This is a genomic window from Microbacterium sp. PI-SA-G (assembly GCF_057215335.1).
Window position 1 is genome coordinate 2909530 of the sequence record NZ_CM170103.1, and the last position, 15380, is coordinate 2924909.

General features: G+C 71.4%; 17 protein-coding genes. 8 read left to right on the forward strand and 9 right to left on the reverse strand.

The window, feature by feature from the left end; genetic code table 11:
- The first annotated feature begins 79 nt into the window (after positions 1-79).
- A complete protein-coding gene (locus AC2D10_RS14275; RefSeq protein WP_484708623.1) occupies positions 80-295 on the forward strand; it encodes a hypothetical protein in 216 nt (71 codons plus the stop codon).
- Here the strand turns inward: AC2D10_RS14275 and AC2D10_RS14280 are convergent.
- Genes AC2D10_RS14280 through AC2D10_RS14295 form a run of 4 tightly spaced genes read right to left on the reverse strand, consistent with a single transcriptional unit; the run spans position 292 to position 4335 of the window.
- The gene (locus tag AC2D10_RS14280; RefSeq protein WP_484708624.1) at positions 292-1125 is read right to left on the reverse strand and encodes a glycosyltransferase family 2 protein; all 834 of its coding nucleotides are present in this window, start codon (positions 1123-1125) and stop codon (positions 292-294) included. The two genes, AC2D10_RS14275 and AC2D10_RS14280, sit on opposite strands and share 4 nt — an antisense overlap.
- Positions 1122-2156 carry a glycosyltransferase gene (locus tag AC2D10_RS14285; RefSeq protein ID WP_484708626.1) on the reverse strand — a complete coding sequence of 345 codons (1035 nt, stop codon included), beginning with the start codon at positions 2154-2156 and terminating at the stop codon, positions 1122-1124. Before AC2D10_RS14285 ends, AC2D10_RS14280 begins: the two co-directional genes overlap by 4 nt.
- Positions 2153-3292, reverse strand: coding sequence for a glycosyltransferase (locus AC2D10_RS14290; protein WP_484708627.1), 1140 nt, complete (start codon positions 3290-3292; stop codon positions 2153-2155). Before AC2D10_RS14290 ends, AC2D10_RS14285 begins: the two co-directional genes overlap by 4 nt.
- The gene (locus tag AC2D10_RS14295; RefSeq protein ID WP_484708628.1) at positions 3289-4335 is read right to left on the reverse strand and encodes a glycosyltransferase; all 1047 of its coding nucleotides are present in this window, start codon (positions 4333-4335) and stop codon (positions 3289-3291) included. The genes AC2D10_RS14290 and AC2D10_RS14295 overlap by 4 nt, the downstream gene beginning before the upstream one ends.
- A 197-nt stretch (positions 4336-4532) precedes the next feature.
- On the opposite strand from AC2D10_RS14295, the gene AC2D10_RS14300 reads away from it, so the two are divergent.
- Genes AC2D10_RS14300 through AC2D10_RS14310 form a run of 3 tightly spaced genes read left to right on the forward strand, consistent with a single transcriptional unit; the run spans position 4533 to position 7749 of the window.
- A complete protein-coding gene (locus tag AC2D10_RS14300; protein ID WP_484708629.1) occupies positions 4533-5462 on the forward strand; it encodes a WcbI family polysaccharide biosynthesis putative acetyltransferase in 930 nt (309 codons plus the stop codon).
- Positions 5459-6451 (forward strand): hypothetical protein, encoded by a 993-nt coding sequence (locus AC2D10_RS14305; RefSeq protein WP_484708630.1) that lies wholly within the window; start codon positions 5459-5461, stop codon positions 6449-6451. The genes AC2D10_RS14300 and AC2D10_RS14305 overlap by 4 nt, the downstream gene beginning before the upstream one ends.
- Complete coding sequence (locus AC2D10_RS14310; RefSeq protein ID WP_484708631.1) at positions 6448-7749, forward strand: glycosyltransferase family 2 protein; 1302 nt, start codon at positions 6448-6450, stop codon at positions 7747-7749. Before AC2D10_RS14305 ends, AC2D10_RS14310 begins: the two co-directional genes overlap by 4 nt.
- Positions 7750-7768: 19 nt before the next feature.
- On the opposite strand, the gene AC2D10_RS14315 is transcribed toward AC2D10_RS14310, so the two are convergent.
- The gene (locus AC2D10_RS14315) at positions 7769-8044 is read right to left on the reverse strand and encodes a hypothetical protein (protein WP_484708632.1); all 276 of its coding nucleotides are present in this window, start codon (positions 8042-8044) and stop codon (positions 7769-7771) included.
- Between the two features lie 206 nt (positions 8045-8250).
- Between AC2D10_RS14315 and AC2D10_RS14320 the strand changes: the two genes are divergently transcribed.
- Both AC2D10_RS14320 and AC2D10_RS14325 read left to right on the forward strand, forming a co-directional pair.
- On the forward strand, positions 8251-8382 hold the full coding sequence (locus tag AC2D10_RS14320) for a hypothetical protein (protein WP_484708633.1): 132 nt from the start codon (positions 8251-8253) through the stop codon (positions 8380-8382).
- Positions 8379-9350, forward strand: a complete 972-nt coding sequence (locus tag AC2D10_RS14325; RefSeq protein WP_484708634.1) for a glycosyltransferase family 2 protein — start codon at positions 8379-8381, stop codon at positions 9348-9350. The genes AC2D10_RS14320 and AC2D10_RS14325 overlap by 4 nt, the downstream gene beginning before the upstream one ends.
- A 25-nt stretch (positions 9351-9375) precedes the next feature.
- On the opposite strand, the gene dinB is transcribed toward AC2D10_RS14325, so the two are convergent.
- Both dinB and AC2D10_RS14335 read right to left on the reverse strand, forming a co-directional pair.
- Complete coding sequence (gene dinB / locus AC2D10_RS14330; RefSeq protein WP_484708635.1) at positions 9376-10572, reverse strand: DNA polymerase IV; 1197 nt, start codon at positions 10570-10572, stop codon at positions 9376-9378.
- 59 nt (positions 10573-10631) lie between these two features.
- Positions 10632-11462, reverse strand: coding sequence for a zinc-ribbon domain-containing protein (locus tag AC2D10_RS14335; protein WP_484708636.1), 831 nt, complete (start codon positions 11460-11462; stop codon positions 10632-10634).
- 209 nt (positions 11463-11671) lie between these two features.
- On the opposite strand from AC2D10_RS14335, the gene AC2D10_RS14340 reads away from it, so the two are divergent.
- Together AC2D10_RS14340 and AC2D10_RS14345 are read left to right on the forward strand one after the other, a co-directional pair.
- Positions 11672-12400, forward strand: coding sequence for a phosphatase PAP2 family protein (locus AC2D10_RS14340; RefSeq protein ID WP_484708638.1), 729 nt, complete (start codon positions 11672-11674; stop codon positions 12398-12400).
- Complete coding sequence (locus AC2D10_RS14345) at positions 12397-13209, forward strand: DUF1206 domain-containing protein (protein ID WP_484708639.1); 813 nt, start codon at positions 12397-12399, stop codon at positions 13207-13209. The genes AC2D10_RS14340 and AC2D10_RS14345 overlap by 4 nt, the downstream gene beginning before the upstream one ends.
- A gap of 19 nt (positions 13210-13228) precedes the next feature.
- Here AC2D10_RS14345 and AC2D10_RS14350 read toward each other — a convergent pair whose 3' ends face one another.
- Entirely contained in the window at positions 13229-14593 is a 1365-nt protein-coding gene (locus tag AC2D10_RS14350; protein ID WP_484708641.1) for an FAD-dependent oxidoreductase, read from the reverse strand.
- A 10-nt stretch (positions 14594-14603) separates the two neighbouring features.
- A complete protein-coding gene (locus tag AC2D10_RS14355; protein ID WP_484708643.1) occupies positions 14604-15377 on the reverse strand; it encodes an MIP/aquaporin family protein in 774 nt (257 codons plus the stop codon).
- Positions 15378-15380 lie beyond the last annotated feature (3 nt).

Genomic DNA, 15380 nt, shown 5'->3' on the forward strand with positions numbered 1-15380 from the left:
GGCGGCGCACACCATGGAGGTATCTTCGCCCCACGCGGAGTCCGACCGCATCCACTGCGGCGCGAGCAGAAAGACGACCATGCCCCAGACCCTCAGTCAGCGCCTGACGCTGGTTCTTCCGCTCCTCGGCGTCGCGTTCCTGCTGCCATCGATGATCCTGCCCATGCATTTCGCGGTCATCGCCTGGGGCCTGGCTATGATCAGCTTCCTCGCCGCTCTCGCCTGCGCGATCGTCGCGCGGCGCGCGACGCGAATCGAGGGTCGCAGGGCCTCGTACCAACACCTGGCGTCTTAGGCGTCGGTTCCGGACACGCGGCGGTATCCGTCGCCGTGGGCTTCGACGGCCCCGGCCTCGACGAAGGCGTCGATCCAGCCGCCCATCGGCCACTCGCCCCAGCGCTGGGCGAACAGGGAGCCGTTGCGCAGGATGTCGTCGAGGTGGCGCCACGGAGGGGATCCGGCGGGATGCCACTGGTGATACGCGTGTGCGCCGCCGACCCATTGCAGCCCGACGCCGAGTGAGCGGGCGCGCCGACCGAGGTCGGTGTCTTCGGCGCCATACCCCTCGTACACCTCGGCGAAGCCGCCGATGCGCGTCCACGTCGCGGGGGTCACCGCGAACGACAGCGACCAGAACAGGTTGAAATCGTCGTCGCCGGCGCGAACCACCGCGTCTTCCGGCGGCAGCGGACGCACCGGATGCGGGCGTGTGTGAGCCTGCAGCTCGTCAGGCGTCGCGGGGCGCTGCACGCTCTCGAGGTACGTCACCGGCCCGCAGAGGAGGTCGGCGGGATGCAGCGTGGCGGCCTCGATGTACCGGTTCAGCAGCTGCGCTCCCGGGAGGCAGTCCACGTCGAGGAACACCAGCAGGTCGACGCCGTGATCGAGCGCGAGGGCCGCGGCCGCGTTGCGCGCAGCCCCCACGCGCAGGCCGTTCGGCCCCGGTGGCACATGCACCCACGTCACGCCGTCGGTGACGGGAGGAGCATCGGCGTCGAGCCACGCCTCTATGCGCACGACATCGATCCCGGGCGTCGGCAGCTGGCGCAGGAAGCGGCGCTGGCGGTGCAGATGGTCGAGGCGGTTGGCGGATGCCGGTGTGATGACGGCCACGCGCGTGGTCATGACGCCACCTCCGCGACGGCGGCGGCGGCGCGGGCTGCGGCGCCACTCACGTGCCATCCGCTCCATCGGGGTGTGGATGCGGCGGCGTGGCGGACGAGTTCCACCACCTCCGCCGGTGACGCGTCAGCCGATCCGGTCTGCGCGAGCCCCTGCGCCGCGAGCACGCGGGCGGTGGCCTCCTGCTCGGCGAAGGGCCGCTCCTGCGCGAGCACGACAGCCCGGGCATCGGCGGCGGCGAGGTCGGCGATGCCGTTCTGACCGGCTGCACTCACGACAACGGTGGCCCGGCACAGCAGCGGCCAGACGTCGTCGATCCGGTCGTCGGCACCGGCCCCGGCGGTGTCGACGATCCATCCCTCGGCCCTGAGCAGCCGGGTGGTCTCGGCGAGCCGCGCCGCGTCGAGCGTGCGGCTGAGGAACAGCACGCGGCGCTCCCCGGAATCGTCGGTGCCGCCCTGGTCGCGGGAGCGCCCGTCGTAGCGCGAGACCGCCCCGACCCGGCGGACGCGGTCCTCGCGTTCGGCGAGCTCGACCGACTCGATCGTGTCGGGCGCCCACGGGGCGAGGATGCGGTCGGCGAGATCGTACCCGAGACGGTGGGGCGCATCGGTGCGCTCTCCCGGCTGCGCGAACACGACCGTCGGCACCCCGAGCAGACGCGTGAGGACGGTGACTTCGACGCTGACGTCGACCACGAACGCCGAGACCGGATGCTGGGCGATCCAGGTCGCGATCGCCGCGAGGCGCTCCTGATGACCGGGGTGGCCGACCGGCGCCCAGTGCAGGGCGCCGCCGGCGGTGACGTCGCCGAGCTCGTTCGCCTCGCGGCGCACGCCATCGGATCCGACGACCGGGTCGGCGTCGAAGGGCAGCTGCACCCAGGTCGTCCGGTCGGCGAGCTCTGCGGGGCGCGGCAGGCTCGAGAACACCGTCACGTCGTCGTCGCTGAGGTCGGTGCCGAGATGAGGTCGGATCGCCTGCATCCGCGTCACGTGCCCCCACCCGTGGTGGTGCACGTACCAGCCGATCACGCGCCCACCGCTTCGTCGACGTCGGCTGTCGCCATGACGCCGTGGGCCGACACGGTGAGGACCCGTTCGATCTCGCGGTGCCGTCGATCGAGCGAGTAGCGGGCTGCGGCGGCCGCGCGCACGCGCTGGCGGTTCAGCCCGTCACTCGATCCGGCGGCCAGCGCCGTCGCCGCGCGTGCGAGAGCGTCGACGTCGGCGGCGGGCACGATCGCGGTGCCGGGGAGTCCGGCGAGCACTTCGCTCGTGCCGCCGGAGTCGAACGCGACCACGGGCGTTCCCGTCATCAGCGTCTCGGCCATGACCAGGCCGAACGGCTCGGACCACACCGGGGTGACGAGAACAACCGAGGCCGCTCCCACGAGGTCGCAGAGTTCGGGCTGACGCAGCGGTCCGACGTACTCGATGCCGTCGCCGAGGCGGGGTTCGATCTCGCGCGCGAAGTAGGCGGCGTCGCCGACCCGGCCCGCGAGTTTCAGTCGAGCGCCCGCGCGGCGGGCGGCGAGGATAGCGAGGTGCGGCGCCTTCTCGGGCACGATGCGCCCGAACCAGACCCAGCTGCCTCCGCCTTCGCCCACACTCCACTGCGCGGTGTCGACGCCGTTGGGGAAGACGAACGCGTCGACACCCTCGGCCGACCACGCCCGCGCGGTGTACTGGCTGACGGCGAGGAAACGGTGCGGGGATGCCCCGTCGAGCGCGTTCGCGGCGACCACGATGTCCGCCAGCGGCGGGGTGTGCAGCGTCGTGACGACCGGCACTCCCGTGTCGCGGCTCCAGAGGATCGGGTCGCCGTGCAGGCTGTGGTTGTCGACCACGTCGACCCGAGTCTCGGCGGCCGAGATCCAGTCGCGCACCCGATCGAACGTGTCGGTGAGGAGCCGGCGGTGGCCCTCGGGGAAGTCGGTGTCGGAGGCGTCGTGGGTGCGATGCCAGCGCGGACTCGGCAGGTGCAGGTCGATGTTCGCGCCGAGGAAGTCCGATCCCTCGGCGGCGCAGAGCTGCACGTCGTGGCCGTGGTGACGCAGCCAGCGCACGCGGTTCCAGACCACGGCCTCCAGACCGCCGGCGTGGGGCTGGCGCAGAGCATGACGCTCCGGGGCGACGACCAGGATGCGCAGTCGTTCGGCCGTGCTCACGCGCGGACTCCGGCGGGCGCTGCGGCCGAAAGTGCGGCGACGACGGTGGCGGCGTCGATGGCGGCGGCGTACAGGTCGGCGTGCGCCTCGCGTATCGCCGCACGCTGGGCCCGTCGATCGATCCACCGCTGTGCAAGCAGAGCGGGGCGCTGCGGCGACGTGCGCGTCCCGACCGAGAGTCGCACCGCGTCGGCGAGCGTCTGGGCGTCGTCGAGGTCGATGATCGCGAAGTCCTCGGGATGCTGCGCCCTGATGTGCCCGACGTCGGTCCCGGCCACGCGGACCCCGAGATCGTGACACAGCTCCACCCAGCCTGAGTGCGTGCCGTGGGTGTACGGCAGGACGAACAGATCAATGCCTGCGAGCCAGGTCTCGATCTCGGCGTCGCTCAGATGAGGGGTGCGGCGCACGCGGACCGCCGGATGCGCGTCGGCGGCAGCGGTGACCCGTTCAGCGGTCTCGTCGCTGCGCACGCGCTCGTTCATCAGCACCTCGAACTCCACCGGAATACCGGCTGCGGTGAGCAGCGCGGCGGCCGCGGTGGCCGCGTGGACCGCGCGCTCGGCGTCGATGTTGGGACGCAGGTCGCGCAGGTGGATCCCGACGCGGATGACGTCGCCAGCGGACGGCCGGGGAGTGACGGCTCGATCGAGCAGGGCAGTATCCAGCAGCGTTGGATGCGGGAGCACCCGGCTCTCGCGCTGCCACCTGCGCTCGATCTCGGCGGCCGTGTCGGCGGTGAGAGTGAGCAGGTGGTCGGCCGCGGGCACGATCACGTCGAGCAGTGCCCGGTAGTCGCCCTGGTCGATCAGCTGCGGGTTGTCGAGGTCGTGCACGGTGTAGACGATGGGGCGGCCGACCCGACGCGCGGCGTCGAGCGCGTCACCGAGCTCCTCGGGCGAGAACGACTCGATCCCGAAGTGCACGTGCAGCACGTCGTAGTCCTCAGCGTGCGACTCGAGCCATCGAGCGGTCAACGCCACCGGCGGCCACCACTGCCCCGCGGGGGCGCCGGGAACGGGAGGGTTCGGCAGAACGCGCACCCGGTGTGTGTCGGTGATCGCGCGCACATAGGGGTGGACGGCCGGAATCGAGCAGACGCGGATGAGGGCGGGTTCGGTGACGATGTGTTTCTCCGTTGGAAGGGCTGAAGTCCTGACGTGCGCGTATCGCGGTCACGAAGACACCGCAGTGCAAGGGGGGCGCAGGACTGATGAGATCGAAGGTATACGTTCGTATCATGACGCATGATCCTGAACTCGGCACAGCCGTTGCGCCGGTCGGTTCGCAGGTGCTAGCGCGGCGTCAGCACTATTCGGAGTTCTTCGGACTCGATCCTCTGCCCGAGCGATTCGGCGTCGCGCTGGGCAATTGCCAGGCCGAGTCGCTGCGCCTGGTGATGGATGCTCCCGAGCACCGCTTCGTGCGGGTGCCTCCCGTGCACGAGATGGATGCCGCCGAGACCGCGCGCCTGCATGAGATCGTCCGTCTCGCCGCCACCGTGGTGACGCAGCCGATCCGCGACGACTATCGCGATCTGCCGCTGGGAACGCGTCAGATCGCCGCCGTCACGGATGCCCGCGTGCTGACCGTGCCCCCGGTGCGCTTCGGTGGGCTGCATCCGTTCCAGGCCGCCATCCGCGTGCCCGGCGTCGAGGGCGACCCGCCGCTCGTGGCGTATCACGACGTGCGTACGCTCGCAGCGGCCGCCGGTATTCCGGTCGTCGCCGCGCTGGATCCCGTGGCGGTCCGGGCCGTGGGCGAGATGTCGCTCGACAGCCTCCGCGAGCGCGAGCAGAAGGCCGACGTTCCGGTGACGGACCTGTTCGACGCGGTCACGACCGATCACATGCGTACGATCAATCACCCGGGCAACGCCGTGTGGGTGCCGCTGGGTGCCCGCGTGCTCGAGATGCTCGGCCATGGCGGCGCTCTGACCGACCCGGGCCGGCCGCTGCTGGATTCCGTGCAGGCGCCGATCGAGCCCGCGGTCGTCGAGGCGTGGTCACTGCCCGACGAGCCGCGCGCGCACTGGATCGTCGAGGGTGCTGCGGTCGACGATGCGGAGGTGCGCGCCGCGCATCTGGCCTGGTACGCCGCGCACCCCGCCTTCGTCGACGCTGCGCTCACACGCCTGGCTTCGCTTCTCGACGTGTGGCGGGCCCGGTGAGCGGAACGCCGCAGCTGCTCGTGCACTCGGGTGAGCACGGGGTGGCGATGTACGCCCGCGACATGGCCGCCGCGGTGCGTGCCGTGCGGCCATCGATCGAGGTCGTGGATGCGGCGGATCTCAACGCCGCCGATCTCGACGCTGCGGCCGATGACGGCAGTGCGCTGCACGTGCACTTCACGGATCGCCTGTGGGGCGACTCTCCGGAGAAGGCGGCGCAGGCGTTCGGTCTCATCGCCGCGCGTCGGCCGGTCAGCGTCACGCTGCACGACGTGCCGCAGGCATCCGACGGCGAGCGCAATCTCCCGCGTCGGCGCGCGGCGTATGCCGCCGTGGCTGCGGCGGCGCGCGGCGTCGTGGTCAACAGCGAGCACGAACACTCGCTGCTGCGCGAGGAGGACGTGTGGTCGGGGCCGATCACGAGCATCCCTCTTCCGGTCGCGCTGCAGGCCGAGGTGCCGCGGGCGACGCCGGACGACTCCGTCGCGGTGCTCGGCTACTTCTATCCCGGCAAGGGGCACGATGAGGCGGCTGTTGCTGCGGCCGCCGCGGGGATCGCGAAGCTGACCGTCCTCGGGAGGGCCTCCGACGGGCATGCCGCCGATCTCGAGGAATTCGTCCGACGTGCCGGCGCCCTAGGCGTCGCGGTCGAGGTGACCGGCTGGCTCGACGACGACGAGATCGCCCGACGAGGCCGTGCCGTCTCAGTTCCGGTGATCGCGCACCGGCATGTCTCGGCATCCGGCTCTCTGGCCTCGTGGATCGGCTGGGGCCGGCGACCTGTCGCCGTGCGCAACCGCTACATCGACGAGATGGCGGCGCTGCGCCCCGGTACGCTACAGACCGTCGACGAGTCCGATCTCGCGCGCGCGGTGCGCGACGCCGCCATGCGACCCGCGGCGACCTGGCATGGGATGACGCAGCTGCCCCAGTCGTGGACCGAGGTGGCCGAGGCGTACCTGCGCTGGTGGGACGGGCTGCGCCGATGACGCGGCCCCGCGGGGTCGTCGGCAACCGGTGGGACGCGCTCGACGGGGTCGCGCCCGAGGTGCTGCCGCGGGTGTCGGTGATCGTCGCGCACTACGACCAGCCGGCGGAGCTGGCCCGGACCCTGCATGCGCTCGCCGCGCAGGACTATCCGCGCGAGCTCCTCGAGATCATCGTCGCGGATGACGGCTCTGCGGGCGAGATCTCGGTCCCGAGCGGCGTCACTCTGGTCCGGCAGGAGGACCGCGGCTTCCGCCTCGCCGCGGTGCGCAACCTCGGCGTGCGCGCGAGCAGCGGTGACGTGCTGTGCTTTCTCGACGCGGACACCACCCCGGAGCCGGGTTACGTGCGCGCGCTCACTCGGCTTCCTGCGCTGCTTCCCGACGCCGTCACCGTCGGACGCCGGCGGCATGCGGACTTCGCGGGCATCGACCCGCAGGTGCCGGTGATCGACGCGGCATCCGGCCGTGAACTGGCGGAGCCGGCCTGGCTCGCGGAGGAGTATGCCCGCAGCCGGAACCTGCGTGACGCCGACGACCGCTCGTACCGCTTCGTCATCGGCGCGGTCATCGCCTGCTCGCGAGAACTGTTCGACGAGGTCGGCGGATTCGACGAGTCCTTCACCTCGTACGGAGGAGAGGACTGGGAGTGGGCGCATCGGATGTGGCAGTCCGGTGCCGTGCTCGCCCACGTGCCGAGCGCGGTCGCCTGGCATGACGGCCCCGACTGGGCGGCGCGCGACAGCGCGGGACTCGAGCGCGCGAACGCCCAGACCATCAGACTCGTCTCGTCGATTCCCGTGACGGGCTCCGCGGCGCGAGGTCTGCTGCCGCAGGCGCCGGACCTCGTCGTGAGACTTCGCGGCGCCCACACGCCTGAGGCCCTGTTCGTGGCGGTCGACTCGCTTCTGGCCGCGTTCCCGCGGGCGCGGGTGGTCGTCGATGCGGAGGTCAGCGCCCTGGCGGGCGACCCTCGCGTGGTGGTCGGTGGGGCGGAGCCCGACGCCCGCGTGATCTGGGAGCTCGAGCATCCGATCGTCGTGCTCGAACCGGCGTGGATCATCGAGTGCGTCACCCGGCTCGGTGCGGGGGATGTCGGCACCGTCGAACTCGTCTCCGCCGAAGGGTCACCGCTGGGCGTGCTGCGCTCGCGGCGCGCGACGCATCGCGCTCGGCGATGGGGCACGGCGGAGGGCTTCGAGACGCAGCGGGTGGAAGCCGTCGGTGTGCACCCGGTCGGTCCCGCTCCGCGGGTGGAGGCGTGGGTCGGCGGATGGGGCGGACCCGACGCGTTCTGCTGACACCTCGGGAGGTCTGCGGTCAGAGGGTCCACTCGCCGGGGCGGATGAACGGGGGTTCCGCCTCGGGCTGAGTGAGTCGGGCGTGCTGCACGGTGATCACGACTTTCGTGAACGGTGCGACGAGCACGCTCACGGTCTTGTCGCCTCCGTGCAGATGGACGAAAGTCGGCTGCGATCTCGACGCCGATTCGAACTGGTCCATGAGTTCGACGAGGTCGCAGTCGGGAGCGAGGGTGAATTCCTTGCCGTCGATCTCGACGCGCGCTCGTCTCTCGGTCGGGTGTGTCGGGTGCACTCGAACACCATACAGGTGAATGTAAAAGCTGCCTAGTATCAAGATCGTCTAGCAACTTCACGGGTGACGGATTTCTGCGGAACGAGCCTCTGCCCGTTAGTCAAGGCCCGATGTGACAGCGCTCGGCATGCGTATGACCGAAGGCATGAACGACAACTCTTCCCCTCGACGAATCCGCACCGACGACACCACAGGGGGTGTCTGACATGTGCGGGATCGCCGGCGTCGTCAACGGCTGCATCGACAACCACGACGAGCTGCGGCGGGAGTTGTCGAGCGACACGCGGTTCCGCTCGCTCAGCGACCGAAGCGAGGTACCCACGGCGGCGATCGCGTGATCGAGTACATCCTGCCGCTGCGCTGGGGCGACGATGCGGGGCTCGACGAGCTCACGGACTACCTGCGTCAGCTGCGTGACTGGGCGGATGTGACGGTGGTCGACGGGTCGGATCGCGAGCGCTTCGCCAGGCACGCGCGGGAATGGGCGGACCTCGTGCGCCACATCCCCGTCGACCCGGCGCGAGCGGAGCGGAACGGCAAGGTGCGCGGCGTGCTCACCGGGATCGCCCTCGCGCGTCACGAGCACATCGTCATCGCCGACGACGACGTGCGCTACGACCGGGAAGCGCTCACAGCCGTCGTCTCGGATCTCGGATTCGCCGCGCTCGTGAAGCCGCAGAACCACTTCGTGCCGCTGCCGTGGCACGCCCGCTGGGACACGGCGCGCACGCTGCTGAACCGCGCGCTCGCCGGCGACTATCCGGGCACGTACGCGCTGCGCCGCTCTGCCCTGCGTTTCAGCGGCGGGTACGACGGCGACGTGCTGTTCGAGAACCTCGAGATGGAGCGCACGATCCGGGCCGCGGGCGGCGTCGTCAGCGACCGCCCGGACATCTTCGTCGTGCGCCGCCCGCCGACAGCACACCACTTTCTCTCGCAGCGCGTGCGTCAGGCGTACGACAGCCTGGCGCAGCCGCGACGGCTGGTCGTCGAAACCGGCATCCTGCCGATGGTGTGGATGCTGCGCCGGCACCCCGGGTCGCTCGTGCTGCTCGCGCTCGGGGTCGTCGCGCTGGCCGAGCGCGGTCGGCGCCGAGCCGGAGGGCGGGCGGTCTTCCCCGCCACCGCTGCACTGTGGGCGCCGCTCTGGGTCGGCGAGCGCGCGGTGACCTCGTGGATCGCGATCGGTGCGCGGGTGCGGGGCGGCGTACGGTACGGCGGTCGGCGGATGCGCGTCGCCGCGCACAGTCCGCGGCAGATCGCGCGACGGGTCGCCGCGATGCGCAGGGCCGACACCGCCGTCTGACCGGTGCCCGGCCCGCGGGAGCCGCTCACTCGTGCTCGGGCAGGATCGGCGACGACCAGCCGGGATCCCGTCCGAGCTGCGTGGCGCGGGCGACCGAGGCGGCGCCGAAGCGATCACGCAGGGTGTCGAGCACGGTGTCGAGGCGTTGCTCGTCGCCCCAGTCGATCGGCAGCTCGGGCGGCACGCGGTCGGCGTGATCGAGGTGCGACAGCGAGATGCCGATGAGGGTGATGCCCCGCTCGGCGATCTGAGGCTGAGCCGTGGCGAGCAGCGCACGGGCGACGGTGAGCAGGGTCGCCGTGCGGTCGGTGGAGGCGCCGACCGTGCGCGAGCGCGTGGCCCGGGTGAAGTCGCCGAAGCGCAGGCGCAGCACGACCGTGCGGCACACGCGCTCGCCGTCGCGCAGTCGGCGGGCCAGTCGATCGACGATCTGGGTGAGGATCAGATCGAGCTCCTCGGGTGGGCGCGGACGACTGCCGAGGGCCCGCTGCGACCCGATCGATCCGCGGCGGCGGGTGGTGTCGACCGGACGCGGGTCGCGCAGCCGCGCAAGGGCGTGGAGGTGTGCGCCGACCGCCTTGCCCAGCAGCTTCTCGGCCGTCGCCGCCTCAAGTTCGGCGAGCTGGCCCACCGTGCGGATGCCGAGCCCATGCAGCTTCTCGGCCGTGACGGCGCCCACACCCCACAGCCGCTCGACCGGCAGCGGCAGCAGGAACGCTTCTTCGCGCTCGGGCTCGACCACGAGCAGTCCGTCAGGCTTGCTGACGGCGCTCGCGACCTTCGCGAGGAACTTCGTCCGTGCGATGCCGACCGAGATGGGGAGGCCGACCTCGACCCGCACGCGTTCCCGCAGCCGCGCGGCGACCTGTTCGGGTGTGCCTGCGATACGCCGGAGACCGCCGACTTCGAGGAACGCCTCGTCGATCGAGAGCCCTTCCACGAGCGGCGTCGTGTCGCGGAAGATCGTGAACACGTCGCGGCTGGCCGCCGAGTACGCCTCCATGCGCGGCGGCACGACCACGGCATCCGGACACAGCTGCAGCGCCTGCCGCCCGCCCATCGCGGTGCGCACCCCGCGAGCCTTCGCCTCGTAGCTCGCTGCTAGCACCACTCCGCCGCCGACGATGACGGGTCTGCCCCGGAGGGCAGGGGCGTCGCGCTGCTCGACCGAGGCGTAGAACGCGTCGAGATCGGCGTGCAGCACCGTCGCCTGATCGCGCATGCCGCCTCCTCTCGTCGTGGTGATGGTCGCACGGCCCGCCGACATCGCCCGTGCGGGAGTCAGCGCAGGTACGCGTCGACCATCAGTGCGCCGCGGATGTCGCGAAGCCGGTCGACGATGCGTCCGACCCCGCGGGCGCTCACCGTCGACATCTGCAGATCGTGCGGTCCGAGCGGTTCGAGCGCGCCGGTGCGCACCCGCACGACCTCCCATCCGGCACCGCGCAATGCGCGGTCCTTGCGGCGGTCGGTCTCTTCGCGCTTTCCGACGTGCTCGAGTCCGTGCCGGCCCACGGTGTCGTACTCGAGCGCGACGCGGAGCTCGGGCAGCAGGATGTCGGGCCAGACCTCGGTGTGGCGGAAGAACGGGCGCACCACCTTCACCGCGTTCACGCCCGCGGTGAAGACCAGGCGCTCGGTGAGGGCCGCACGCAGTCTCTGCTCGGCGGCGGACGCCGGTTTCGGGGCGCAGGCGCTGAGGAACGCGGTCCCCTTCGGCACATCGGGCGTCTTCGTGCAGAGGGGCGGCGCCGCCTTGCGTGGCCGCGCCGGGATCGCTCGCGCCTCACCCAGCACGACCGGCTGCGGGCGGGCGAGCGCCGAGCACTCCGGGCACCACGCCGAACGTCGACGTACCCGCCCCGGTCGCTCGCGCTGCTCGGTCGGCGTCGCCGCGAACCGGTGCCCCATGCCGCACTCCCAGCACAGCAGCACGTCGGCGGCCAGCGGCACTTGCGACAGCGCCACCCCGTGGTTGAGCTCCGGGTGGTACTGCCGGATCAACTCCGGGTACGCCGACCACCCCGACCGGAACGCGCCCACCTCATAGGGCACGTCTCTGCCGCGCGAGAACTGCCTTCTCGCCCACCACTGCTGCACCGGCTCCGCCACGACGCCGACGATAACCGCGCCGACCGACATTCGTCCGGCCGCGCAAACGAACCCCTGGCGGTGTCCGGGGTGCGGACTATGATCGTCCCGGCATCATCGGATCGATCGTGCCCGGCTCAGCGCACAGGCGACGACGTCGATGACAAGCACGACGAAGGATGCCGCGTGAACCAGGGAAGCTCGACGAACCCGTGAACGAGGTCAGGGTCATGAGCCCGCGCGACCAGGCCACAGGTCTCGTCGTCGCGTTCGTCGCCGTCGCCGCGTTCGTCGTGCTGCGGGTCGTCGTGGCGCTCAACGGCCACGAGCCGCTCGCGCTCGACATCGGGTGGAACGACCTGATGGACGACACGTTCAACGAGCCGGGGCTGGTCGTCGCGTGGGTGCTGGCCGTGGTCGGCGGCACGATCGGCATGGTGCTCGTCGGGCTCCTGCTCATCGGCCTGCTGCTGTGGCGCCGACGACGGGGGGATGCCGCGACCCTCGCGATCGCCATGATCGTCGTCGTGGCGATCGGCGCCACCATGGCCGCGGTGATCGGTCGCACCCGCCCGGCCGACTCGCTCGCCGAGAGCGTCGCCACCTCGTTCCCGTCAGGGCACACGGCGGTCGCGACGACCGTCGCTCTCATCCTCGCTCTGGTGCTTCGGCGCTGGTACGTCTGGGTCCTCGGCGCGCTCTGGGTGCTCGCGATGATGTGGAGCCGCACCTATCTGCACGCCCACTGGCTGAGCGATGTGGTCGCGGGCCTGCTCGAGGGCATCGCCGTCGCCCTGCTGGTGTGGGTCACGGTCGGGGTCGTGCGCCGCCGCCACGCCGCCCGTGCCGTCAGCGCCGCATCCTCCGACATCCCGTCCTCCGACATCTCTTCTTCCGACTCGCGGTCACCCGGCCTGCGGTCTCACGACACACCGATCGAAGGCTCCGGCACACCATGACCTCCTCTTCCTCGCCCGCCTCGACCGCTCGTGCGGCCCAGGACTCCTCGGCCTTTCGCATCGCCGCGCGGATCGGCTACGTCGTCCTCGGCGTCCTGCACATCCTGATCGGCGCCATCGCCATCTCGATCGCCACCGGCGGGGGCGGCGAGAACGCCGACCAGGGCGGAGCGCTGCAGCAGATCCAGCAGTCACCCGCGGGTGTCTTCCTGCTGTGGGTGATCGTGCTCGGACTCTTCGCGCTCGCGATCTGGCAGATCGCCGAGGCCATCGTCGAACGCGAGCCCGACCGCAAGAAGCGCTGGGGCCTGCGCCTCAAGTTCCTCGGCACCGCGGCGGCGTACCTGGCCATCTCGGCCACCGCCGTCGTCTACGCGCTGGGCGGTCAGTCGCAGTCGTCCGACTCGTCGCAGTCGTTCAGCGCGCGCCTGCTCGCGGCACCCGCGGGCGTCGTGCTGCTGGTGCTGGTCGGGCTCGGCGTCGCCGCAGTGGGCATCGCGTTCATCGTGCGCGGCATCACGCAGGCGTTCACCAAACACCTGAACCTGCCGGCGGAGCCTGCGCGCAAGGGCATCATCGCCTTCGGCACGGTCGGCTACATCGCCAAGGGCATCGCCGTGGGCGTGGCCGGCATCCTGTTCGTGGTGGCGGCGCTGACGCACGACCCCGAGGCCGCGGGCGGTCTGGACGCCGCTCTGCGCGCGCTCGCCGGACTCCCGTTCGGTGCGGTGATCCTGTGGGTCGTCGGGGCGGGTCTGGCTCTGTACGGCCTGTTCTGCTTCGCCCGCGCCCGCTACGCCCGGATGTGACCCCGCCCGGGGCGCAGGGTTAGCGGGTCGAGCGCTCCCACGCCTGGGTGGCCATCTGCACGGCATCCCACGGGGAGCCCAGCGGGGGCGTGTACGACAGATCGAGCTCGCTCATCGCCGCCACCGTCATGCCGTGATGCAGCGCGGTCGCGTAGGTGTCGACGCGCTTCGCGATCTCGGCACCGCGGGCGCCCACGAGCTGTGCGCCCAGGAGACGGCCGTCGCGGGTGTCGCCCGTCACGCGAATGCTGATGGGCGTCGCTCCCGGGTAGTAGCGCTTGTGGTCGTCGGCGACCGCGGTGTGGCTGTGCGGCGAGAATGCGGCGGCCGCTTCGTGGTCGCGCAGGCCCGTGCGCGCGGCCACGACATCGAACACCTTCACCACCTGCGTACCGAGGCTTCCCGTGAAGCGGGTGTCTCCACCGATCGCGTTCTCGCCGGCGACGCGACCCTGCTTGTGGGCCGTCGTGCCGAGGGGAAGGTAGGTGACCCCGAGCAGACGGTGGTGGGTGACCACGCCGTCGCCGGCTGCCCACACGTGCGGCAGGCCGGTGCGCATGCGCTCGTCGACGACGACCGCACCCCCGGCACCGGTCTGCGCACCTGCTGCGGTCAGGAGCGAGGTGTTCGGCCGGACTCCGACGACGACGAGCACCACGTCGGCACGGCGCGAGAAGGAGGCCTCGTCGCGGCTGCCGGCGACCACGAGTCCTCCCGTGTCGCGCGCGATCGCGTCGACACGCGTGCCGGTGATCACCTCGACGCCGTGCCGGGTGAGTTCGTCGTGCACGAGCGAGCCGAGTTCGGGATCGAGGGTCGAGAGCACTTCGGGTCCGCGCTGCAGCTGCGTGACCCGAAGGCCGCGCACGGTGAGCGCCTCGGCCATCTCGAGGCCCACGTAGCCCGCTCCGACGATGATCGCCGTCTCAGGCTGGTGCTCGTCGAGGTACTTCTCGAGCGCGAAGGTGTCGCCCATCGAGTGCAGCAGGTGCACGCCGTCGTCGGGGCCGAGCTGGTCGAGCCCCGCGATGCCGGCGGTGGAGGGCGATGCCCCGGTGCCGACCATGAGCTCGTCGTACGCGATCGTGGATTCCGAGCCGTGCGCGTCGCGCACGGTGATGCGGCGATCGTCGACGTCGATGCCGGTGGCGCGAGTGTCGAGCCGCAGAGTCATGCCCGTGGCCTCGAGGTCGGCATGGGTGCGGTGGGCGAGCGACTGCCAGGGCTGCACTTCTCGCGAGAAGTAATAGGGGATGCCGCAGATGGAGTAGTTCGGGTAGGCGTCGGCCACGACGACGGTGACATCGACGGACGGGTCGAGTTCACGGGCGCGTAGGGCGGTGGAGATTCCGGCGTCGCTTCCGCCGATCACGACAAGGTGCATGGGGGGCCTCTCAGGACTGCTTCTCGAGCTGCGGGGGAACGACGACGTCGCCCGCTGTGCGGGCGGCGGACGGGTAGAGGAACAGCAGCACGGCGAGGCCGATCGCCGCGCCCAGGAGCTGGGCCACGACGAATGGGACGACGGATGCCGGGGCGATGCCCGCGAACGTGTCGGTGAACATGCGGGCGACGGTCACCGCGGGATTCGCGAACGAGGTCGAGCTGGTGAACCAGTACGCCGCCCCGATGTAGGCGCCGACCGCGGCAGCCGTGGCCGATCCGGTGCCGGTGCGAGCGAGCGCGAAGATCAGCAGCACGAGCCCTGCGGTCGCGACCACCTCGGCGATCAGGTGAGCACCGGTGGCCCGGGCGTTCGTCGAGAATGCGGGGGCGGACTCGAACATCGCGCCCGCGAGCAGCGTGCCGCTGATGCCGCCGAGCACCTGAGCCAGCACATACGGTGCCAGGTCGCGCAGCGGAAGGCCCGTTCCGGCGCGACGGCCCAGCAGCCAGTCCGCGACCGACACCGCCGGGTTGAAGTGCGCGCCCGACACCGGCCCGAGCATCAGGATCAGCACCGTCAGCCCGAGCGCCGTGGCGAGGCTGTTCTCGAGCAGCTGCAGGCCGATGTCGTCGGGAGACAGGCGCTGAGCCGCGATCCCCGAGCCCACGACGATCGTCACGAGCAGGCCGGTGCCGAGGAACTCGGCCGCCGCTCGACGCAGCAGGGGAGGGCGGGCGGTGGTCGAGGGTGAGGGGATGTCGAGGTTCATGTCGAGGTTCATGTC

Excerpts from the sequence above, each read along its gene's own strand:
- AC2D10_RS14275 (WP_484708623.1), top strand. The coding sequence starts at position 80 with ATGCCCCAGACCCTCAGTCAGCGCCTGACGCTGGTTCTTCCGCTCCTC.
- AC2D10_RS14280 (WP_484708624.1), bottom strand. The coding sequence starts at position 1,125 with ATGACCACGCGCGTGGCCGTCATCACACCGGCATCCGCCAACCGCCTC.
- AC2D10_RS14300 (WP_484708629.1), top strand. The coding sequence starts at position 4,533 with ATGACGCATGATCCTGAACTCGGCACAGCCGTTGCGCCGGTCGGTTCG.
- AC2D10_RS14310 (WP_484708631.1), top strand. The coding sequence starts at position 6,448 with ATGACGCGGCCCCGCGGGGTCGTCGGCAACCGGTGGGACGCGCTCGAC.
- AC2D10_RS14320 (WP_484708633.1), top strand. The coding sequence starts at position 8,251 with ATGTGCGGGATCGCCGGCGTCGTCAACGGCTGCATCGACAACCACGAC.
- dinB (WP_484708635.1), bottom strand. The coding sequence starts at position 10,572 with ATGCGCGATCAGGCGACGGTGCTGCACGCCGATCTCGACGCGTTCTAC.
- AC2D10_RS14340 (WP_484708638.1), top strand. The coding sequence starts at position 11,672 with ATGAGCCCGCGCGACCAGGCCACAGGTCTCGTCGTCGCGTTCGTCGCC.
- AC2D10_RS14345 (WP_484708639.1), top strand. The coding sequence starts at position 12,397 with ATGACCTCCTCTTCCTCGCCCGCCTCGACCGCTCGTGCGGCCCAGGAC.
- AC2D10_RS14350 (WP_484708641.1), bottom strand. The coding sequence starts at position 14,593 with ATGCACCTTGTCGTGATCGGCGGAAGCGACGCCGGAATCTCCACCGCC.
- AC2D10_RS14355 (WP_484708643.1), bottom strand. The coding sequence starts at position 15,377 with ATGAACCTCGACATGAACCTCGACATCCCCTCACCCTCGACCACCGCC.